Source organism: Oceanicaulis sp. MMSF_3324 (genome assembly GCF_030733545.1).
GTDB lineage: Bacteria > Pseudomonadota > Alphaproteobacteria > Caulobacterales > Maricaulaceae > Oceanicaulis.
Genome location: NZ_JASHIU010000017.1, coordinates 1 through 19,426, shown reverse-complemented (window position 1 = coordinate 19,426; position 19,426 = coordinate 1). Strand labels below are relative to the sequence as shown.

Here is a 19,426-nt window from a genome sequence, read left to right as displayed (position 1 = left end):
GAATGTCCGGTCTCGTGATCAGTGCTCTGGCGAACTGACAACTACGCTCAGCCGCCAGATGGCCCATTACGATAAGATTGCAATGAGCGCGGTTCAAGCTGGCCTGCATCAATCGCCGCAATTGACTTCACCGCCGCCCGCGAGGCGGAAGCCGTCGTATAGCACGGAACCTTCATTTCCAGCGCCGTGCGGCGGATGGAATAGCTGTCGATCATGGAGCGCTGGCCCTCGGTGGTGTTGAACACCAGCTGGACCTCGCCGTTCTTGATCGCGTCCACGATATGGGGACGGCCTTCGAACACCTTGTTGATGCGCTGGACCTTGACGCCGGATTCCTCGAGCGTCTTGGCGGTGCCGGTGGTGGCGAGGATCTTGAAGCCCAGGGCGGTCAGCCGGTGACAGGATTCAATCATCATCGGCTTGTCGGATTCCTTGAGCGAAATGAACACGGTGCCCGATTTCGGCAGGTTCACGCCCGCGCCCAGCTCGGCCTTGGCGAAGGCCGCCTCGAAGCGTTCGTCAATGCCCATCACCTCGCCGGTGGAGCGCATTTCCGGGCCGAGAATCGGATCCACGCCCGGGAAGCGCGAGAACGGCATCACCGCTTCCTTCACCGCGATATGGCGGGTCGGCATGGCGGGGGTGTCGAACTCGGTCAGCTTGGCGTCGGCCATCACTTTGGCGGCGATCTTGGCCACCGGCGCGCCGATGGTCTTGGCCACGAAGGGCACGGTGCGGCTGGCGCGCGGATTCACCTCGATGAGATACACATCATTGCCCTTGACCGCGTACTGCACGTTCATCAGGCCCTTCACGCCGATGGCCTTGGCCAGCGCCTTGGTCTGGCGGCGCAGTTCGCTCACGGTCTGATCCGACAGCGAGTGCGGGGGCAGCGAGCAGGCGCTGTCGCCCGAGTGCACGCCCGCTTCCTCGATATGCTCCATGATGCCGGAGATCCAGACATTCTCGCCATCGCAAACCGCGTCCACATCCACTTCGGAGGCGTCCGACAGATAGCGGTCGAGCAGCAGCGGGGCCTTGCCCGAGACATGCACGGCTTCGCGAATATAGCGGCTGAAGCTCTCGATATCGCGCACGATCTCCATGCCGCGGCCGCCCAGAACGTGCGACGGGCGCAGCACCAGCGGGAAGCCCAGCTCCTCGGCCATCTGGCGGGCTTCCGCCTCGTCATGGGCGATGGCGTTGGGCGGCTGTTTCAGCTTCAGATCATCCAGCAGCGCCTTGAAGCGCTCGCGGTCTTCCGCCAGGTCGATGGCGTCCGGCGCGGTGCCCAGGATCGGCACGCCCGCCGCTTCCAGCTCCGGCGCCAGTTTCAGCGGCGTCTGACCGCCATACTGGACCACCACGCCCAGAAGCTCGCCCGATTGCTGCTCGGTCTCGATCAGCTCGAGCACGTCTTCGGCCGTCAGCGGTTCGAAATAGAGCCGGTCGGCGGTGTCATAGTCTGTGGAGACGGTTTCGGGGTTGCAGTTCACCATGATGGATTCAATGCCCATCTCGGCGAAGGCGTAGGCCGCGTGACAGCAGCAATAGTCAAACTCGATGCCCTGACCGATCCGGTTCGGGCCGCCGCCCAGAATGATCGCCTTCTTGCGGCCGGTGGGCTGGCTCTCGCATTCCCCGCCGCGCTCATAGCTTGAGTACATGTAGGGCGTGGGCGCAGAGAACTCGGCGGCGCAGGTGTCCACGCGCTTGTAGACCGGACGCACGCCGAACTGCTTGCGCAGGGCTTTCACCTCGGTCTCCTCGACCTTGGCGAGGGTGGCGAGCCGCTTGTCGGAGAAGCCCATGGATTTGAGCGTCAGCAGCTCGTCGCCATTTTGCGGCAGGCCCAGCATGCGCACCTGATCCTCGGCATGGATCAGGGTTTCGATCTGACGCAGGAACCAGGGCTCGTACGCGCACGCCGCGTGAATCTGCTCCACGCTGAGGCCTTCGCGGAAGGCCTGGGCGATCACCAGCAGGCGATCGGGCGTCGGGCGGGACAGGGCGGCCAGCACAGCCTGGTGGCGCGCGGATTCGTCCTCGGCCTGGTCCAGGCCCTCGATCTCGATCTCGTCAAAGCCGGACAGGCCGGTTTCCAGGCTGCGCAGGGCTTTCTGCACGCTTTCGGTGAAGCTGCGGCCCATGGACATGGCTTCGCCGACGGACTTCATCGAGGTGGTCAGGGTCGCCTGAGCGCCGGGATATTTCTCGAACGCAAAGCGCGGGATCTTGGTGACCACATAATCGATGGTCGGCTCGAAGCTCGCCGGGGTCGCGCCGCCGGTGATGTCATTGTCGATCTCGTCGAGCGTATAGCCCACCGCCAGCTTGGCGGCGACCTTGGCGATGGGGAAGCCGGTGGCCTTGGACGCCAGCGCCGAGGAGCGCGACACGCGCGGGTTCATCTCGATGACGACCATGCGGCCGTCCTTGGGGTTCACGGCGAATTGCACGTTCGAACCGCCGGTCTCCACCCCGATCTCGCGCAGCACAGCGATCGAGGCCGAGCGCATGCGCTGGTATTCCTTGTCGGTCAGGGTGAGGGCGGGGGCGACGGTGATGGAATCGCCGGTGTGCACGCCCATCGGGTCGATATTCTCGATCGAGCAGATGATGATGCAGTTATCCGCTTTGTCGCGGACCACTTCCATTTCGTACTCTTTCCAGCCCAGCACGCTTTCCTCGATCAGCACTTCGGTGACCGGGGAGTTGTACAGGCCCGAAGTGACGATCTCGCGGAACTCTTCGACGTTATAGGCGATGCCGCCGCCGGTGCCGCCCATGGTGAAGGAGGGGCGGATCACAGCCGGAAGACCCAGCTCTTCGAGCACCACCTCGGCTTCGGCCATGGTGTGCACGGTGCGTGATTTGGGGCTTTCAAGGCCGATGGAGTCCATGGCCACGCGGAAGCGCTCGCGGTTTTCCGCCTTGTCGATGACGTCGGCGCGGGCGCCGATCATTTCCACATTGAACAGGTCCAGCACGCCGCGCTTGTCGAGTTCCAGCGCGCAATTGAGCGCGGTCTGCCCGCCCATGGTGGGCAGCAGGGCGTCGGGGCGTTCCTTCTCGATCACCTTGGCGACCATTTCAGGCGTGATCGGCTCGACATAGGTGGCGTCGGCGAGGTCGGGATCGGTCATGATCGTGGCCGGGTTCGAGTTCACCAGGATGACCCGGTAGCCCTCTTCCTTGAGCGCCTTGACCGCCTGAACACCGGAATAGTCGAACTCGCAGGCCTGGCCGATCACGATAGGACCGGCGCCGATGATCAGGATGGACTGGATGTCTGTGCGCTTGGGCATGGCCGGCCTCTTTGAGTTTTGCACGCGCGCGCGAAAACGCAGCCTCTGACGGGCCCCGATCGGGGCGGAGGCGGCGTGCGGCGCTGATGATGTACGCTGAAACCCGTCCTTAGACCGGAATCGACCGCTTGGCGAGAGGCGATTGCCGCGTTTGTAACATCTGTCGCTGCAAGAAAGCGCGCGCATGACGCCGGCATCAGCCTGGAAGGCAGACAAGAGACCTGACTGAAACAGCCTGGTCTCTTGCATCCCGGTTCGCTCCGACGCTAAGGAGATAAAGTCAGACTTTAACGCGAGTGAGCTAGGCGCAAATGTCCGAGAGTTCCGGTGCCATAGAGGCCTTGCCCGTCAAAGGATCCGCGCTTGCGACTGTCCTGGCCTGGGCCTGCCTTCTCGGAGCGGCGGCGGCGCCACTGTTTCAGACCTTGAGCTGGCTGGTTTTTCCAGACTTTATCGAACGCCTGATCATGAGCGCCAGCGGGACACAGGACCTGTCCTGGCTCGAGCTTCCGATCCGTCTGGGCGGAATGGCGATCTGTCTGCCCGTCGCACTGGTCACAAGCTACGCGCTGTTGAATTTGCGCAGCTTCTTTCGGCACACCTCCCATGGCCGGACGTTTTCACGGCGAGCCCTGGTGGGCTTCAAGGTGTTCGCCTGGTCCGTGGCGGCTCTGGCCATACTCGTGCCGTTGCAAGGGGCGGCCCTGAGCGCGTTTCTGTCCTGGTGCGCACCGGGCGAGGGCGGACAGCTTCAGCTCGAGCTGGGCTCTGATGATCTGACGACCCTGTTCGTGGCGCTGGTGTTTGTCAGCGTGGCGCACCTTCTGGACCGCGCCTGCGCCCAGCAGGACGAGCTGGACAGCATTATATGAGCGCACGCATCGAGGTGCGCCTGGACGTGATGCTGTCGCGACGCGGCATGACGTCAAAAGCGCTGGCTGAGCGGATCGGGGTGTCCGAAGTGGCGCTCTCCCAGATCAAGACCGGCAAGATCAAGGGCATGCGCTTTTCCACGCTACTCGCCCTGTGTGAGGTGCTCGATTGTGAGCCGGGCGATCTGCTGGTTCTGGTGCGCGACGAGGACTAGCGCGACAGGGCCGCCAGCTCGCGTTCGAGATTGGCGCGGGCCTGCGCCTCATAGCGTTCGGCATAATGGTCCGTCTGAAACAGCGCGGGGCGATTGAGCCGTGCGGTCAGAAAGGCGATCCGTCCCTTGCGGTAGTCGCCGCCGAGCGGCCAGACATGCTCTTGCTGAACCTGTCTGGCGTACTGGTCATACTGTTCTGGCGGTGCGCCCAGGATGGCGCAATCCATATCTAGGAACAGCGCGTCATCGTGATCCTGCCCGCCACGCGCATGATCCGCCGTGGCGAGGATCAGTGTATGAACCCGGGCGGCGAGCTCTGGGCCAGCGCCCATCTCTTCAAGCGCCATACGCGCCCAGTCTGCGCTGCGCGCTTCATTATCCTTCCGCCAGCTCTTGTAGATCGCGTCGTGAAACCAGGCGGCATAAGTCAGTCGTGGCAGATCACGGATCTGGTCGGTGAGCGCCTCGATCTCCTGAAACAGAAATGCAGGGTGGCTCAGGCCGTGATAACGCCTGAGCCACCCTGCATGATTGGCGATCACGCGCTTGCCGGTCGCCAGCTGGCGGTCCTCGAGTTCAAAGCGGACCAGATCCGCGCGCCAGAGGGTCAGGGCGTAGTCGCGGTTCATAACTAGCTGTAGGCGAAGAAGCGGGCGAGCCGGCTGGAAGCGGCTTGCGGATTGCGCGTGGCTTCCAGCTGGGCGAGCAGGGCCGGTGACAGCGCGCTTTCGTCCAGTTCATGGGCGGAGCCGGTCTGAGCGCCGATCACGGTCGCTGAGGCGGCCTGCTGGGCCGTCACGCCGCGCTTGGCATCGTTCTCGTCTGCCTGCTGGGCGGTTTCGCCGGTCGCGCCGCCCGCTGCGGCGTCGGTATCGGTCAGATTGGCGCTGCCGCCCTTCACGCTGGTCGCGCCATTGGCCGGTTCATTACCTGGCGCTGCAGTGTCGCCGGGGTTGGCGCGGGTGAAATCCTGCTGATCCAGAAGCGCGGCGAAGAGCTGGGAGGACAGGCTCTCATTGAGCTGGCCTGCGCGGTCTTTCAAGGACAGTTCCGGCGCGGCGGCGGCTTCTTCGGTCTTGCGCGCGTCTTCGGGGGTTTTATCGGGATTGGGCAGGGACATTTCGCCCAGGGCGGCGCCCTTGGCGTGCGTGTTGTCCCAGGGCGTCCATGACGGGCCGGTAATGGCGCTGGCGCTCATCAGTCTCTCCCGATATGCGGTCTGCCGAGCCAGCCGGAGGGCTGTAAAGGCAGACCTTGCCTATCAAAATATGCTGAGCGGCAGATTCTTCCGCCTTGTGTCTCGCCCCTGATGGAGCGGCGTAGAGGTCGCCCTCCTACGCTTTGGAGCCTTGTTTCAAGGCTCTCATCCGCGCTCTCAGCCTGCCGGTTCGGCGCCGGCGTGACGAGCGCGCCTGGAGCCTTGCAACCTGTGTGCCTGTTCTGGCGCTATCGTAGCGACAAATCCCGCCAGAGCTGGGGCTGGATCTCGGCCGAGGTCCGTGTCCGGTCCGACACCAGCCAGTAGGCGCGTTCATGCAGCAGCGGGATGTTGGGCATGGCGGAGAGAAACACCACTTCGGCGCGCCGGAAATGCGCGGCGCGCGCCTCGGCGTCCATGACGGCGAAGGCGTCGGCCATGATGGCGTCGAACTCATCCCGCGCCGGACCGCTCCAATTGGTGTTGTCCGCAAAGCCATTGCGGCTGAACGGCTGCAGCATGAAATCAGGATCGGTTTTCAGCCCGCGGTCAAAGCGGGCGAGGGCGATGTCGAAGTCCCCGGCGTCCACGGCCTGGTACAGATCCAGCGGATAACTCGCCAGCAGCTCGCCCTGCACCCCGATACGCGCCCAGTCATCCAGTATGGCGATGGCCAGCCGGTCCCGATCGCCTGCGCTAGCGCGAATAGTCACGCGCAGGGGAGACGCGTCGGTATAGCCGGCGTCGGCCAGCAGAGCGCGGGCCGCTTCGGCATCATGGCGGGGCTCGATGCGGGCTTCGCCCTGGCGCGGGATCACCACATCGGTGGTCTGGGCCTCGCCATTGAAGAAGTGCGTGTTCAGGAACGCCCGGTCTAGCCCCAGGCTGAGGGCGCGCCGCACGCCCGGGTCTGACAGATAGGGCTGGGCGCAGTTGATCTTGAGATAGGTCAGGGTGGGCGCCGGATAGGCCTTCAACTCGTCGCCGACAGTCTCGCGAAGAAAGCCGATCTGATCGCTGGGCGGACGTTCCGCCAGATCATAATCACCGGCCCGGAAGCGACGGGCGCGAGTAGCGGGCGTGTCCACCACGTCCACCGCAATGGTTTGGATAGCGACGCTGTCGGTGGCGGGAAAATAGGGGTTCTTGCGCAGCTCCAGCGACATGGCTTCATGGCTCGCAAGCACATAGGGGCCCGCCGAGACCCAGTGTTCGGGCCGCGTCCAGCTGTCGGGATGGGCCTCCACGGCATGGCGGGGCAGCGGATAGAATTCGCGCATCAGCACCGGGAAATTTCCCACGGGCCGGTCGAGCTCGAACACCACGGTGCGCGGATCGGGTGCGGTGACCGCAATCGTGTCCGGATCGCGCTCGCCCGCCAGCGCCTCACGCGCGCCGATCACGGCGAAGAAGTCGCCCAGATCGGCAAAGCCCGTGGTCGGGTCCACGGCGCGACGCGCCGTCCACACCACGTCCTCTGCCGTCAGCGGGGCGCCGTCCGACCAGGCCAGATCCGGACGCAGGGTGAAGCGCCAGCTTCTTGCATCCTCGCTGCGCCAGGTCAGGGCCAGTCCAGGCGCGAGCCCGCCCGAGGGCGAATACTCGGTCAGCGGCGCATGTAGCTGTTTGTACAGGAGGGCGGCCGACGCGAACTGACCGCGCAGGGGATCCAGGCTGTCAGGCTCTGTTTCAATGGCGACCCGCAACAGGTCTTCAGGGGCGCTCTCATCCCCGGCGCAGGCGCTCAGTGAGACGGCCGCAAGGCCCGCCGTGCCTGATGCCATCGCCTGGCGTCGTGTCAGACCCGCCATGCTCCCCTCCCTCAGTGTCAGGAGAGAAGGGTAGCATTGCGTCGGCTTGCGCCGCCAGCGGCTTAGGCGCGCTTGAGCGCGCTCACGAAGCTTTCAAACACCTTGAAGCTGTCTTGCGGGCCGGGGCTGGCTTCGGGGTGGTGCTGAACCGCCCAGACGGGCTTGTCGGTCAGCTTGAAGCCGCAATTGGTGCCGTCAAACAGCGAGACATGGGTTTCCACAGCGCCTTCAGGCAGGGTGTCGCGGTCCACCGAGAAGCCATGGTTCATCGACACGATCTCGACCTGGCCGGTTTCGGTATTCTTGACCGGGTGATTGGCGCCGTGATGGCCCTGGACCATCTTGGCGGTCTTGGCGCCAAGCGCCAGCGCCAGCATTTGGTGCCCCAGACAAATGCCGAGCACCGGCACGCCGGCGTCGATCACGCCGCGAATGGTGTCGAGCGCATACTGACCGGTCGCGGCCGGATCGCCTGGCCCGTTGGAGACCAGAACGCCGGCCGGGTTGAGCTTGAGCACGTCATCCTTGGTGGCCTTGCCGGGCACCAGTTGAACGCGCGCGCCTGCCGAGACGAGGCGGCGCAGGATGTTCGCCTTCACACCGTAATCGAGCACGACCACCAGCGGGCCGTCTTCGGGCCCCTTGGCGAAGCCTTCCGACCAGCCCCAGTCGCCGTCGGTCCAGTCATTTGCGGCGTTGCACGCCACGGCGCTCGCCAGCTCCGCGCCTTCCATGGAGGGCGCGTCTTTAGCCTGGGCCTTGAGCGCGTCGATATCGAGCTTGCCGTCGCGGGCATGGGCGATGGTCGCCATCGGCATGCCGGTCTCGCGGATGCGGCGCGTGATGGCGCGGGTGTCGACGCCGGTAATGGCGATGACGCCGCGCGCGGCCAGCCATTCATTGAAGCTGGTCTCGGCGCGCCAGCTGGCGGGCGGGGTGATGTCCTCGCGGCTGACCATGCCCACAGCGGCCTTGCGGGCAGTGGCGCTGGAGGCTTCCTCGTCCTCGGCATTGGCGCCCACATTGCCCACATGGGGGAAGGTGAAGCACACGATCTGCCCGGCATAGGAGGGATCGGCCAGGATTTCCTGGTGCCCGGTCATCGCGGTGTTGAAGCAAAGCTCGGCCACAGCAGCGCCGGTCGCGCCTGCGCCCTTGCCGTAAAACACTGTTCCGTCAGCCAGAACCAGCGCGGCAGTGGCCCATTCAGGCTTCGCGTTCGCCGAATCTGATTGCATCGGTGCTTGATTCTTGATTGCTTCCGGCATAGGTGCTCGCCTCCTGACACGCGCGGGGCCGCGAGCTGGGCTCCAGCGGCGGGCGGTTAAACGCGCGGAAAGTAGGCGAGCAGCCGGGCCGGGTCAAGCAAAAGGCCGCGCTGCAAAACTGTGCAATTACAATGGCTTGGCGCTTATCTGCAGCGCCGCCGGAAATAGGTGCTCCCATGTCGCTTCGCGACCGCATCCTCGAAGATCTCAAAGACGCCATGCGCGCCAAGGATGACACGCGCGTCTCCACGCTGCGCCTCATCCAGGCCGCCATCAAGGATCGTGACATCGCGGCGCGGGCGGAAGACCGCTGCGAGGGCTGTTGCGTGAACGAGATCCAGGCGATCTTGCAAAAGCTGCTCAAGCAGCGTGAAGAAAGCGCGGAGACGTATGAGAAGGCGGGGCGTCTCGACCTGGCCGAACGTGAGCGCGCGGAAGCGGAAATCGTCCGCTCCTATCTGCCCGAACCGATGAAGCCCGGTGAAATCGCCGACGCCGCCAAGTCGGTGGTCAGCGAGCTGGACGCCGACGGTCTCAAGGATATGGGCCGCTGCATGGCGACTTTGAAAGAGCGCTATACCGGTCGCATGGATTTCGCCAAGGCGGGCCAGGAAGTCAAAACTCTGTTGCAAGGTCAGGCCTAGGCTTCTAGCGCCTGCGCCTGCCTGAGCGTAAGCTGTCGGGCTGGAGGATGTTCAGCACGTGGCGATTCCCGACGGGTTCAAAGACGAGATCAAGGCGCGCATCCGCCCATCCGAGCTGATCGGGCGAACGGTGGCGCTCAAGCGTCAGGGCCGCGAATTCGTGGGCCTGTCCCCCTTCAAGAAAGAGCGCACGCCCTCATTTTTCGTCAATGACGAGAAGGGCTTCTACCATTGCTTCGCCAGCCAGGAGCATGGCGACATCTTCACCTGGCTGCAAAAGACCCAGGGCCTGAGCTTCATGGAAGCGATCGAGGCCCTGGCCCAGGAGGCCGGTCTTGAAGTCCCGCGCATGGAGCAGCGCGACCCCAAGCAGGAAGAGCACCGCAAGACGCTGCTGGACTGGATCGCGCTGGCTCAGGACTATTTCACCCGCGCCCTGTTTGCGCCCGAGGGCGAAGAGGCGCGGATGTATCTCGAGCGCCGCGGCCTCAGCCGGTCGGACATGGAGCGGTTCGGGCTGGGCTTTGCGCCGGACAATCGCCGCGGCCTGACCCGCGGGCTCATCCAGAAGGGCGCGACCGCCCAAGAACTGTCGGACGCCGGCCTGTCGATCCTGCCCGATGATGGCGGCGAGCCCTATGACCGCTTCCGCGGTCGGGTGATGTTCCCGATCAAGGATGCACGCGATCGCCTTGTGGCGTTTGGCGGCCGGGCCATGAGCAAGGAGGTGCGGGCGAAATATCTCAACTCGCCCGAGACCGAACTCTTTCACAAGGGCTCGCTTCTGTATCGCTATCCCGAAGCGCGGGCCTTCGCCCATGATCCCAAGATCAGGGCCAAGGGCCTGATCGTGGCCGAGGGCTATATGGATGTGATCGCCTTCGCGCGCGCCGGCCTGGGCCAGGCGGTGGCGCCGCTGGGCACGGCTCTGACCGAGAATCAGCTGCGACTTCTGTGGCGCGCCGGCCCCGAGCCTGTGGTGTGCCTGGATGGCGATGCGGCGGGCACGCGTGCGGCGGCGCTCGCTGCGGAGCGGGCGCTGGAACTGCTCGAACCGGGCCGGACCCTGCGCTTTGTCTTTCTGCCCGACGGGCAGGACCCCGATGACCTGTTGCGCGAAGAAGGCCCGCAAGCGCTCAAGGACGCGATCAGCGACGCCAAGCCGCTTATCGATGTGCTTTGGCGGCGCGAAGTGGAGCTTGAACCGCTGGATGACCCCGACCGTCGGGCCGGATTCCGCAAGCGTCTCAAGGGGCTGGTCGCCAAGATCAAGGATCCCGACATCAAGGCGGAGTATCGAGCCGAGCTTGACCAGCGGATCGAGGTCCTGTTCGGGCGCACGCCGCAATCGGGCCTGCGCGCGGACGGGCCGCGCGGCGGCTATCAGGGCCGCGGGGGCGGGCGCCGGTTCAACGCGCTGCAACCGCCCACAGCCGAGCTGGTCGCGCAACGAAAACAGAAACCGCCGCCCGCAAGCGCTCGACAACTGCTGCTGGCGGTGATCGAATACCCTGAAATCGCTGAGGCTGAGGCGGAGACATTGCTGCAAATGTCCTTCGGAACGCTTGACAGCCTTAGGGACGCGATTCTAGACGCGTGTTTCTCTGGGGAGCCTCTGCCTGTCGGCGGACTGCGCGATGCGTTGTCTCGACGGGGTTTTGCCTCCCAACTGACACGTTTGGCCGTGGACAAAGTGCCCATGCGCGCCAGTCTCGGGGGGAGTGAGGCGGATGCTGACAGCCGGCTTGAGGCTTGGCGCAGGCTTTCGGCTTCTTATATGGAAAGAGTTGCGCAAGACGCTCAGGACCGACCACGACACGCCGATTTTTTTGAAGAGGGCGATTCCGACGCCCTCAAGAATTACCTCGTTGCCGAACGACGAGGCCGCCAGCGCTAGCGCGCGCCCCCGCCGCCCTTTGTGCGCGCAGCAATGAAATCCTCCGGGAGCATGATCACCGAATGAGCAAAGCCGCCGCTGAAAACGCCGAAGCGACCTCTGAAAACCAGGACGGGCCGCTGCTCGACCTGACGGATCAGACCGTCAAAGCGATGATCAAGACCGCCAAGAAGCGCGGTTATGTGACTCATGACGAACTGAACAAGGTCCTGCCGAGCGAGGAATTCAGCTCCGAGCAGATCGAGGACATTCTCGCCCAGCTCTCCGAAATGGGGATCACGGTCGTGGATTCCGAAGAGGATGTGGACAACGAGGCGTCCGCGGCGGACGAGTCCGACGAGGAGGAGGACGAGGAAAAGTCCACCGCCGTCGCCAAGAAAGCCAAGAGCGAAGTCGCCGCGGGCCAGAACACCACTTCTGCCCAGGACCGCACCGATGACCCGGTGCGCATGTATCTGCGCGAGATGGGCTCGGTGGAGCTGTTGTCGCGCGAAGGCGAGATCGCCATCGCCAAGCGCATCGAGGCGGGCCGCAATGCGATGATCCGCGGGCTGTGCGAAAGCCCGCTAACCTTTGAAGCCATCATGGTCTGGCGTGACGAGCTGCAGGAAGGCCAGGTCCTTCTGCGCGACATCATCGACCTGGACGCCACCTATGGCGGCGTGCGTGAAGACGCCACCGCGACCTCTGACGAGGAAGAAGAGGGCGCGAGCGACGAGGAAGAGACCAAGCCGGACGCTGAAGCCAAGTCTGACGATGATGAGTCAGAGGGCGAAGAGGGTGAGAAGGCCGAAGGCGAGGGTGAAGACGACGACGATGATGATGACGGCGGCAACATGTCTCTCGCCGCCATGGAGGCCGAGCTGCGCGACGGGGTCATGGAAACCCTGGACGCCATCGCCACCGATTTCGACGTCTTCCGCCAGCTCCAGGACCGTCTGGTGTCCTCGCGCCTGTCCGGCAAGCATCTGAGTGACAAGGACCAGTCGGCGTATAACGACGTCTTCGAGCGTATCGTCGAGAATCTGAACTCGCTGCACCTGAACAATGCCCGGATCGAGGCGCTGGTCGAGCAGCTGGATGCGATCAATAAGAAGCTGATGGGCCTTGAGGGCAAGCTGCTGCGCATGGCCGAAGCCCATGGCGTGCCGCGCACCGACTTCCTGAAATCCTATCAGGGCCATGAACTGGATCCGAACTGGCTCAAGGATATGGCCGGCAAGTCCAAGGCCTGGGGCCGCTTTGTCGAGCGTGAGGAAAAAGAGGCTGGCGAGCTGCGTGAACAGATCGCCACCCTGGCCCAGGAATCCGGCGTTCCGATCGATGACTATCGCCGCATCGTCGCCACCGTCCAGAAAGGCGCGCGCGAAGCCCGCGTGGCCAAGAAGGAAATGGTCGAGGCGAACCTGCGCCTGGTGATCTCCATCGCCAAGAAATACACCAATCGCGGCCTGCAATTCCTCGACCTGATCCAGGAAGGCAATATCGGCCTGATGAAGGCGGTCGATAAGTTCGAATATCGCCGCGGCTACAAGTTCTCCACCTACGCCACCTGGTGGATCCGTCAGGCGATCACCCGCTCGATCGCCGACCAGGCGCGCACCATCCGTATTCCGGTGCACATGATCGAGACGATCAACAAGATCGTGCGCACCTCCCGTCAGATGCTCCACGAGATTGGCCGCGAGCCGACCCCGGAAGAGCTGGCGGAAAAGCTCTCCATGCCGCTTGAGAAAGTGCGCAAGGTGATGAAGATCGCCAAGGAGCCGATCTCCCTTGAAACCCCGATCGGGGATGAGGAAGACAGCCATCTGGGTGATTTCATCGAGGACAAGAACGCGGTTCTGCCCATTGATGCGGCGATCCACTCCAACCTGCGTGAAACCACCACGCTGGTCCTCGCCTCGCTCACCCCGCGTGAAGAGCGCGTGCTGCGCATGCGCTTCGGCATCGGCATGAACACCGACCACACCCTTGAGGAAGTGGGCCAGCAGTTCTCGGTGACCCGCGAGCGGATTCGTCAGATCGAAGCGAAAGCCCTGCGTAAGCTCAAACACCCGAGCCGGAGCCGCAAGCTGCGCTCCTTCCTCGACAGCTAGAGCGCTGACCACAGACAAATCCGAAAAGCCCCGCTGGTTTCAGCGGGGCTTTTTGCTGTGGGGGCGGCAACCAATGGGGGCGCGAGGCGTTTGGTTTTCAGTGACTTCCCTTTTGTCGCGCTCTGCGCAAGGCTGATCTGATGACCCGATTGATCTTCAAGCTTACCCTTGCGCTCCTCATCGCTCTGGCCAGCGGGATGCTGGCTCTGACCGCGCCGGCTCTGGCGCAAACCGAGGGCGGCGAAGCGAGCGGCGAGATCCACCTGCAGACGGACGCGCCGACTGATGCGGCGATCGCCCAACGCATCGCGACCATCTTCGGTGAGATCGATACACTCTCCGGTGTCGAGATCAGTGTCGAGGCCGGGGTTGTGACCCTGTCGGGCCAGACCCTGACGGCTGAGGCGGCGAACCGCGCCGAAGCGCTGGCGAGCCGGGTCGAGGGCGTGGTGACGGTGGAGAACCGGATTGATCGCGATGTTTCTGTCGCGACCCGCGTCGCCCCGGCCGTGGGCGAGCTGGAAACCACGGTCCAGGACCTCGTCCGCGTCCTGCCGCTCCTGGCTCTCGCGGCGGCGGTGTTCGTGGCGCTGAGCGTGCTGGGCTGGCTGTTGAGCCGCTGGGACGCGCTCTGGCGCGTTCTGACACCCAACCGGTTTGTCGCCGAGCTGGTCGGCTCCACGGTCTTCGGCCTGTTCCTGGTGTTCGGGTTGATCTCGGCGCTGACGCTTCTGGACGCCACCGCCTTCCTGGGCGCGCTTCTGGGCGCAGCCGGTGTGATCGGCCTGGCGGTGGGCTTTGCGGTCAAGGATACGATCGAAAATTACATCGCCTCGATCATGCTCTCGATCCGCCAGCCCTTCCGGCCCAATGACCATGTGGTGATTGATGGCCAGGAAGGCCGGGTGATCCGCCTCACATCGCGCGCCACGGTTCTGATGACGCTGGAGGGCAATCATCTGCGCCTGCCCAATGCGCTGGTCTTCAAGGCGGTGATCCTGAACTATACCCGCAATCCAGAGCGCCGGTTCGATTTTGTCCTGGGCGTGGATCCCGATGACGACCCCCTGTCCGCTGTGGAGACCGGTCTGGCTGCGCTCAAATCGCTGGGCTTTGTCATGACCGACCCGGACCCGGCGGCGGGCATTCGGGAAGTGGGTGATTCCACCATCAATCTGTTCTTCTCCGGCTGGGTCGACCAGAACCAGGCCGATTTCCTCAAATCGCGTTCGGTCGCCATCGCCACGGTCAAGGCCGCGCTCGATGCGGCCGGCTTCACCCTGCCTGATCCCACCTATCGCTTGCGGATTGATAGTGGCGTTCTGCCAACAGACGCCGCCCAGCCGGCGCAATCGCGCTCGACGAAATCGGCCCGATCCGCGCCCGCCAAAACCCCGACCGGGGAGGCGACGGATGTGGCGCCGGATCACTCCCTCGCGGATCGGGTCGAGGAAGAACGCCGCGAAGACGGCGCCGGGGATCTGTTGTCCGAAGACGCACCGAGCGAATAGCCCGTGGGGCCTTCCAGCCCTGAACTGAAAAGGAGTTTCAATGAGCCAGTCTGACCTGACCGTTCGGTCCGCCCGACCCCGGGATGCCGCGGCGATTGCCCGCCTCTCGCGTGAGCTCAATGAAGTCGTGGGCGATTCCACCGAGCATTGCACGCCCGAGAATATCAAGCGCACCCTGTTCGGGCACGATACCAGCTTTCATATCCTGGTCGCCGTGCCGGCCGATGGCGAGCCGATCGGCTATGCGGTCTGGCATGCCTATTACGATAGCGGGCATGGCGGCGCGGGCGCCTGGCTCGCTGAAGTCTGCGTCGGCAAGGCCGGTCGCGGCGAGGGCGCGGGCCGCGCCCTGTTTGAAGCGGTGGTTGAGGATGTGCGCGAAAGTCCCGCCACCTTTTTGATGTGGACCAGTTCGGAAACCGAAGCCGCCGAAGCGCTCTATGAAAGCTCGGGCGGCTTCGCCAAGCCGGTGCGCCGCTGGGAGCTCAACGGGCTGTAAGTTCGCCGCAACCCACCTTGAGGCTTTGTCATTAGGGGGCGGGCCGCCACCGGTTTAGGGTTGTGCCGAACAGGGGGATTTCATGCTCAGAACCGCTTTGATGATGCTGGCGCTGTCGGGCATGCCCGCGCTGGCGGAGGAGCCCGCAACGCCCCGCCTGCAAACGGTGGATGCGGCGGTCGGGCCCCTCATGGAGGCGGGTCAGTTCCCCGGCGTCGTTGTCGCGGTGATGGATCGCGGCGCACCAGTGCATGTGGGCGCGTACGGCTTCGCCAGCCTTGAACATGCGGCGCCGGCCAGTCCTGAAACCGTGTTCGAGCTGGCCTCGCTGACCAAGCATATGACGGCCCTGATGGTGCTGAGCCTGGCTCAGGACGGGGAATTGTCGCTCGATGATCCGCTCTCGCTATACGTCGCGGAGACGCCCGAGGCCTGGTCCGCGATCACGATTGATCAGCTGTTGAGCCATATGGCCGGGCTGACGCATCGGTTCGAAGCCATGCCGAACGGGCAGTTCCAGCTCGCCTATTCCACAGACGAGATGCTGGCTTCGGCCATGGCGACACCGCTTCAGGCTGAGCCCGGCACGGACTGGCGCTATTCCGATCAGGGCTATTTCCTGCTGGGGCTGGTGATCGAGGCGGTTACGGAGCAGTCCTTTGAGGACGCCCTGAGAGCGCGCTTCTGGGCGCCGCTGGGCATGGACCAGACACGCATGCTCGACCAGTCCGCCATCGTCCCCCATCGTGCAGACGGCTATGGCGTCTATGACGGAGAGCTGTTGCGCAATCGCCGGGTCTGGCAGTTCGGCCTGACCTCTCATTTCGGCGTCACCTCATCGCTTGACGATCTCATGGTCTGGGAAGCCGAGCTCAACGATCCGCAGGTGCTGGCCCCGGACGTGATCGCCCAGGCCGCCGAGATTCAGCGCGCCTTTGATACGGGTGAAACATGCGAGCGCTGGGGCTATGCGCGCGGCTGGTGGAGCCATGACGTCGACGGGCATCAAATCACCAGCCATGCCGGGTATTCGGGCACGGCCTATGTGCGCGACATGACGTCGGGTCAGTCGGTGATTGTGCTGACCAATCGCGAGGATGGGGAGGGGCTGGTCTCCCCGCTGGCGATCGCCTGGGCCGCAGGCCATGCCGCGGTGATGGACGTTCCTGAAACCGGCCTGACCTGCTGGCGCTAGCGCTCTAGCCGCAGCAAGACCCGCTGGACGGGGCGTGCGGTGATTTCAGCACGAACGGATCGCCCGTCTCGCGGCGCGGCGCGTCATTGGCCGGGGCCGGGCGCAGCTCCACCGTGGCGGAGACGAATTTGAGACCGTCGAGTTTGGCGATCAGCGCCTCATCGGTGATCGCCAGCGGGCGATGGTCCACAAGTTCCGGCGCGTCAAAACCGCTCTCTTCGGCGATGGCGAGGAAATCGGACCAGGCCAGCGCGCCCGCCAGGCATTCGCCATAAAGGATCGGGTCGGTGCGCAGCTCGGCCGGCACTTCGCGCTCGGCGTAGACATCGGCGAAATGCATGACGCCATCGGGCTTGAGCAGATGGCGCACGCCCGCAAACACGCCCGGCTTGTCGGTGGACAGATTGATCACGCAGTTGGAGATGATCAGGTCAAAGCTGCCCGGTTCGAGATCAAGCTGATCGAGCTCCTCGATATAGCCCTTGAGAAACCGGGTATTGGGCTTGGCGTAGCCAAACCGTTCGGCGTGCCATTGCTCATGCTCCAGCGCGACCTGGAGCTGTTTGTCGGTCATGTCCACGCCGACGACTTCGCCGTCCTCGCCCACGAGCTGGGCCAAGAGGTAGACGTCCCGGCCCGTGCCGCAGCCCAGATCGAGGATGCGTTTGCCAGCAAGGCCCTCGGGCGCGATCAGGCCGCAGCCATAGTATTGGCTGGCGACGTCGGGATGGATGTTCTTGAGCGCGTCGCGGATATGGGGCTCCGGCGCTGAAATCTCACAGCAGGCATCCGATTTCAGATCGCCGCTCGACTGCAGCACATCGCCGTAATAATCCCGAACCTGTTCGCGCATCTCGACCTCGATTGTTCTGTATGCGGTCGGACTGTTTCAGATTTGCGCGGACGGGTCGATACACGGATTGGTGAGATCGCATAAAGGAGCCGACATGCCGCAACAGGTCATCGAGATCGAAACCCGGGGGCCGGGGCTGTACGAGGTCACCGATGCGGCGCAGCGCTTTGTCCGGGCGTCCGGCGCGGACGAGGGGCTACTGACCTGTTTCGTGCGCCATACCTCGGCCTCGGTGGTGATCCAGGAGAACGCCGATCCGGATGTGCAGCGCGATCTGCAGGCCTTCTTCGCCCGTCTGGTCCCGCGCTCGGATGATCCATCCATGAGCTGGCTCAGCCATACCACCGAAGGCCCTGACGACATGCCCGCCCATATCAAGTCCGCGCTGACCGCGTCGTCAATGGGCGTGCCGGTGAGCGGCGGCCGGTTGATGCTCGGGACCTGGCAGGGGCTCTACCTGTTCGAACATCGCGACCGGCCGCACACCCGGCAAATGGTCCTGCACCTGTCGGCCTAGCTTGCAGCCTTGCGTTTGCGCAGCAGGCGGCGGAAGCCGATGATGACGCCGGAAATCACCGGCACCGCGATCACCAGCCAGGGCAGGGCGCCCGCCAGGAACAGGATGAGGCTCGCCACCGAATTGGCGAACACATCGCCCATCTCCTTGAACGCCCGACCGATCGGATTGAAGGTTTCAGGCTCCACCACCTGGCGCTCGGCCTGATAGTTCAGCGTCAGAAGCGAGGTGTCCACGCGCTGGCGCAAGGCGGCGAGCACGCTGGCCTGGGCGTCGAGATCAGCCTGCACGCTGGCCAGCTCCCGCTCCACCGCCAGAAGGTCCGACAAATCCCCGTCGCGGGTTTCCAGCAATTGTTGCAAGCGGTTGCGCAAGGTGGTCTGCGCCTCGACCCGGGCGGCGGTGTCGACAATGCGCGTGGTCAGATCCTCGACCGAGGTCTGGTCGGACAAGACCTGCCCGCCCAGTTCCTCGGCTTGAGGTTCAAGCCCGGCGCGGAAGTCGGCGATCCAGTCCGGCGCGGCGCGCAGTTGCAGATGCGCGCTGGGGCGCGGCCCGTCGGCATTGTTCACCTGCGCCCGGATCACCTGACAGGCATTCGCCGCGGCGCTCTGACACGCCTCCACATGCGCGGCATGCGTATCGCCCAGCACGTCGGCGGGCAGTTCCAGGCTGGTCTGGTAGGTATAGGCCAGCAATGGCCCTTCGACGGCGTCGGGCGTCACATCCGCCCGGTCCACCCGCGCGCCGGTGACCCGGATCGAGTCATTGGCGACCCGCAGGGGCGCGGCGGGGGCGGGCGTCGCCTCCATCATCGCCTGTTCGTTATAGGCGCCGCCCTGTGACGGTCGCGTCGCCTCCTGATCACAGCCGGCCAGCAACACGCCGGCGGCCAGTACGCCCAAAGCCATTCGCACCATGGTCATCCCCTTGTCTGCCCGGTTCCAGCCTATCATGCGCAGGGCGAAGCTGAACCGGTCTTGAAGCGTGTAAGGCGATTTTGCGGCGACGATGCGGCGCAGCCGGACGCTTCAGTTGGCCCGATGCGAACAAGGCGGAGTTTGCTAGTCTGGGCCAAAGCGCGATCCTGTGATTCGCGCCCCGCCTGCCAAGGAGCTCGCCATGACCACCGCCCCGCTCGGCTCGAAAGCCAATCCCAGCCAGTATGACTGCCTGCCGGACCTCGCCGAGGACGAACCCTATTTCGTCATCCGCGCCCATGACCCGCTGGCCAACGCCCTGGTCGAGCTGCACGCCTATATCGGCGCCGGCCAGGCGGGCGCCGCGCACAACAAGCTCGCCGAGATCATGGAATTGACCCGCGAACAGCCGCCGCGCCCCGCCGGTAGCCCGAAATACCGCGAAACCTTCGCCATCTCGCTCGCCATGGAAGCCTGGCGCAGCAAGAATCCGGGCTAAACTCTCCCCGCATGCCTCAAGGACTTATCCCCCTTGCGAGTCGCATGGGGGTGACTCCTCCGACTACGACTACCATCGGGCTCTTTTCCGGGCTCTCAGGACTCGCGCGACTCCCATGCC

At 64.4% G+C, this 19,426-nt stretch carries 17 protein-coding genes; 10 read left to right on the top strand and 7 right to left on the bottom strand.

Annotation, left to right across the window (positions count from 1 at the left end; genetic code table 11):
- Nucleotides 1–47: 47 nt before the first annotated feature.
- On the bottom strand, nucleotides 48–3,308 hold the full coding sequence (gene carB / locus RBA95_RS13755) for a carbamoyl-phosphate synthase large subunit (protein WP_306017447.1): 3,261 nt from the start codon (nucleotides 3,306–3,308) through the stop codon (nucleotides 48–50).
- 341 nt (nucleotides 3,309–3,649) lie between these two features.
- Here carB and RBA95_RS13750 point away from each other — a divergent pair, with 341 nt between their 5' ends.
- Both RBA95_RS13750 and RBA95_RS13745 read left to right on the top strand, forming a co-directional pair.
- Nucleotides 3,650–4,180 carry a DUF2975 domain-containing protein gene (locus RBA95_RS13750; RefSeq protein WP_306017446.1) on the top strand — a complete coding sequence of 177 codons (531 nt, stop codon included), beginning with the start codon at nucleotides 3,650–3,652 and terminating at the stop codon, nucleotides 4,178–4,180.
- Nucleotides 4,177–4,395, top strand: a complete 219-nt coding sequence (locus RBA95_RS13745; protein ID WP_306017445.1) for a helix-turn-helix transcriptional regulator — start codon at nucleotides 4,177–4,179, stop codon at nucleotides 4,393–4,395. Before RBA95_RS13750 ends, RBA95_RS13745 begins: the two co-directional genes overlap by 4 nt.
- Here RBA95_RS13745 and RBA95_RS13740 read toward each other — a convergent pair.
- From RBA95_RS13740 to carA, 4 genes are all read right to left on the bottom strand, one after another.
- Nucleotides 4,392–5,024 carry a hypothetical protein gene (locus tag RBA95_RS13740; protein ID WP_306017444.1) on the bottom strand — a complete coding sequence of 211 codons (633 nt, stop codon included), beginning with the start codon at nucleotides 5,022–5,024 and terminating at the stop codon, nucleotides 4,392–4,394. The genes RBA95_RS13745 and RBA95_RS13740 overlap by 4 nt on opposite strands.
- Nucleotides 5,025–5,026: 2 nt before the next feature.
- Complete coding sequence (locus RBA95_RS13735; RefSeq protein ID WP_306017443.1) at nucleotides 5,027–5,593, bottom strand: hypothetical protein; 567 nt, start codon at nucleotides 5,591–5,593, stop codon at nucleotides 5,027–5,029.
- Between the two features lie 248 nt (nucleotides 5,594–5,841).
- Nucleotides 5,842–7,404 carry a peptide ABC transporter substrate-binding protein gene (locus RBA95_RS13730; protein WP_306017442.1) on the bottom strand — a complete coding sequence of 521 codons (1,563 nt, stop codon included), beginning with the start codon at nucleotides 7,402–7,404 and terminating at the stop codon, nucleotides 5,842–5,844.
- 62 nt (nucleotides 7,405–7,466) lie between these two features.
- Entirely contained in the window at nucleotides 7,467–8,642 is a 1,176-nt protein-coding gene (carA, locus tag RBA95_RS13725) for a glutamine-hydrolyzing carbamoyl-phosphate synthase small subunit (protein ID WP_306017441.1), read from the bottom strand.
- Between the two features lie 206 nt (nucleotides 8,643–8,848).
- Between carA and RBA95_RS13720 the strand changes: the two genes are divergently transcribed.
- From RBA95_RS13720 to RBA95_RS13695, 6 genes are all read left to right on the top strand, one after another.
- Entirely contained in the window at nucleotides 8,849–9,316 is a 468-nt protein-coding gene (locus RBA95_RS13720) for a GatB/YqeY domain-containing protein (protein ID WP_306017440.1), read from the top strand.
- A 58-nt stretch (nucleotides 9,317–9,374) separates the two neighbouring features.
- Nucleotides 9,375–11,213, top strand: coding sequence for a DNA primase (dnaG, locus tag RBA95_RS13715; protein WP_306017439.1), 1,839 nt, complete (start codon nucleotides 9,375–9,377; stop codon nucleotides 11,211–11,213).
- A 62-nt stretch (nucleotides 11,214–11,275) separates the two neighbouring features.
- Complete coding sequence (gene rpoD, locus RBA95_RS13710; protein WP_306017438.1) at nucleotides 11,276–13,312, top strand: RNA polymerase sigma factor RpoD; 2,037 nt, start codon at nucleotides 11,276–11,278, stop codon at nucleotides 13,310–13,312.
- 140 nt (nucleotides 13,313–13,452) lie between these two features.
- The gene (locus tag RBA95_RS13705) at nucleotides 13,453–14,823 is read left to right on the top strand and encodes a mechanosensitive ion channel family protein (RefSeq protein ID WP_306017437.1); all 1,371 of its coding nucleotides are present in this window, start codon (nucleotides 13,453–13,455) and stop codon (nucleotides 14,821–14,823) included.
- A 40-nt stretch (nucleotides 14,824–14,863) separates the two neighbouring features.
- Nucleotides 14,864–15,322 carry a GNAT family N-acetyltransferase gene (locus tag RBA95_RS13700; RefSeq protein WP_306017436.1) on the top strand — a complete coding sequence of 153 codons (459 nt, stop codon included), beginning with the start codon at nucleotides 14,864–14,866 and terminating at the stop codon, nucleotides 15,320–15,322.
- An 82-nt stretch (nucleotides 15,323–15,404) separates the two neighbouring features.
- The gene (locus tag RBA95_RS13695) at nucleotides 15,405–16,517 is read left to right on the top strand and encodes a serine hydrolase (protein WP_306017435.1); all 1,113 of its coding nucleotides are present in this window, start codon (nucleotides 15,405–15,407) and stop codon (nucleotides 16,515–16,517) included.
- A gap of 4 nt (nucleotides 16,518–16,521) precedes the next feature.
- Here the strand turns inward: RBA95_RS13695 and RBA95_RS13690 are convergent, their stop codons facing one another.
- On the bottom strand, nucleotides 16,522–17,370 hold the full coding sequence (locus RBA95_RS13690; RefSeq protein ID WP_306017434.1) for a methyltransferase domain-containing protein: 849 nt from the start codon (nucleotides 17,368–17,370) through the stop codon (nucleotides 16,522–16,524).
- Nucleotides 17,371–17,464: 94 nt separating this feature from the next.
- Between RBA95_RS13690 and RBA95_RS13685 the strand changes: the two genes are divergently transcribed.
- Nucleotides 17,465–17,887, top strand: a complete 423-nt coding sequence (locus tag RBA95_RS13685; protein WP_306017433.1) for a secondary thiamine-phosphate synthase enzyme YjbQ — start codon at nucleotides 17,465–17,467, stop codon at nucleotides 17,885–17,887.
- On the opposite strand, the gene RBA95_RS13680 is transcribed toward RBA95_RS13685, so the two are convergent.
- The gene (locus RBA95_RS13680; protein ID WP_306017432.1) at nucleotides 17,884–18,807 is read right to left on the bottom strand and encodes a DUF4349 domain-containing protein; all 924 of its coding nucleotides are present in this window, start codon (nucleotides 18,805–18,807) and stop codon (nucleotides 17,884–17,886) included. The genes RBA95_RS13685 and RBA95_RS13680 overlap by 4 nt on opposite strands.
- A gap of 202 nt (nucleotides 18,808–19,009) precedes the next feature.
- Between RBA95_RS13680 and RBA95_RS13675 the strand changes: the two genes are divergently transcribed.
- Nucleotides 19,010–19,306 carry an aspartate decarboxylase gene (locus tag RBA95_RS13675; RefSeq protein ID WP_306017431.1) on the top strand — a complete coding sequence of 99 codons (297 nt, stop codon included), beginning with the start codon at nucleotides 19,010–19,012 and terminating at the stop codon, nucleotides 19,304–19,306.
- The last annotated feature ends 120 nt before the right edge of the window (nucleotides 19,307–19,426 follow it).

Excerpts from the sequence above, each read along its gene's own strand:
- carB (WP_306017447.1), bottom strand. The coding sequence starts at position 3,308 with ATGCCCAAGCGCACAGACATCCAGTCCATCCTGATCATCGGCGCCGGT.
- RBA95_RS13745 (WP_306017445.1), top strand. The coding sequence starts at position 4,177 with ATGAGCGCACGCATCGAGGTGCGCCTGGACGTGATGCTGTCGCGACGC.
- RBA95_RS13740 (WP_306017444.1), bottom strand. The coding sequence starts at position 5,024 with ATGAACCGCGACTACGCCCTGACCCTCTGGCGCGCGGATCTGGTCCGC.
- RBA95_RS13735 (WP_306017443.1), bottom strand. The coding sequence starts at position 5,593 with ATGAGCGCCAGCGCCATTACCGGCCCGTCATGGACGCCCTGGGACAAC.
- RBA95_RS13730 (WP_306017442.1), bottom strand. The coding sequence starts at position 7,404 with ATGGCGGGTCTGACACGACGCCAGGCGATGGCATCAGGCACGGCGGGC.
- carA (WP_306017441.1), bottom strand. The coding sequence starts at position 8,642 with ATGCAATCAGATTCGGCGAACGCGAAGCCTGAATGGGCCACTGCCGCG.
- RBA95_RS13720 (WP_306017440.1), top strand. The coding sequence starts at position 8,849 with ATGTCGCTTCGCGACCGCATCCTCGAAGATCTCAAAGACGCCATGCGC.
- rpoD (WP_306017438.1), top strand. The coding sequence starts at position 11,276 with ATGAGCAAAGCCGCCGCTGAAAACGCCGAAGCGACCTCTGAAAACCAG.
- RBA95_RS13705 (WP_306017437.1), top strand. The coding sequence starts at position 13,453 with ATGACCCGATTGATCTTCAAGCTTACCCTTGCGCTCCTCATCGCTCTG.
- RBA95_RS13700 (WP_306017436.1), top strand. The coding sequence starts at position 14,864 with ATGAGCCAGTCTGACCTGACCGTTCGGTCCGCCCGACCCCGGGATGCC.
- RBA95_RS13695 (WP_306017435.1), top strand. The coding sequence starts at position 15,405 with ATGCTCAGAACCGCTTTGATGATGCTGGCGCTGTCGGGCATGCCCGCG.
- RBA95_RS13690 (WP_306017434.1), bottom strand. The coding sequence starts at position 17,370 with ATGCGCGAACAGGTTCGGGATTATTACGGCGATGTGCTGCAGTCGAGC.
- RBA95_RS13685 (WP_306017433.1), top strand. The coding sequence starts at position 17,465 with ATGCCGCAACAGGTCATCGAGATCGAAACCCGGGGGCCGGGGCTGTAC.
- RBA95_RS13680 (WP_306017432.1), bottom strand. The coding sequence starts at position 18,807 with ATGGTGCGAATGGCTTTGGGCGTACTGGCCGCCGGCGTGTTGCTGGCC.
- RBA95_RS13675 (WP_306017431.1), top strand. The coding sequence starts at position 19,010 with ATGACCACCGCCCCGCTCGGCTCGAAAGCCAATCCCAGCCAGTATGAC.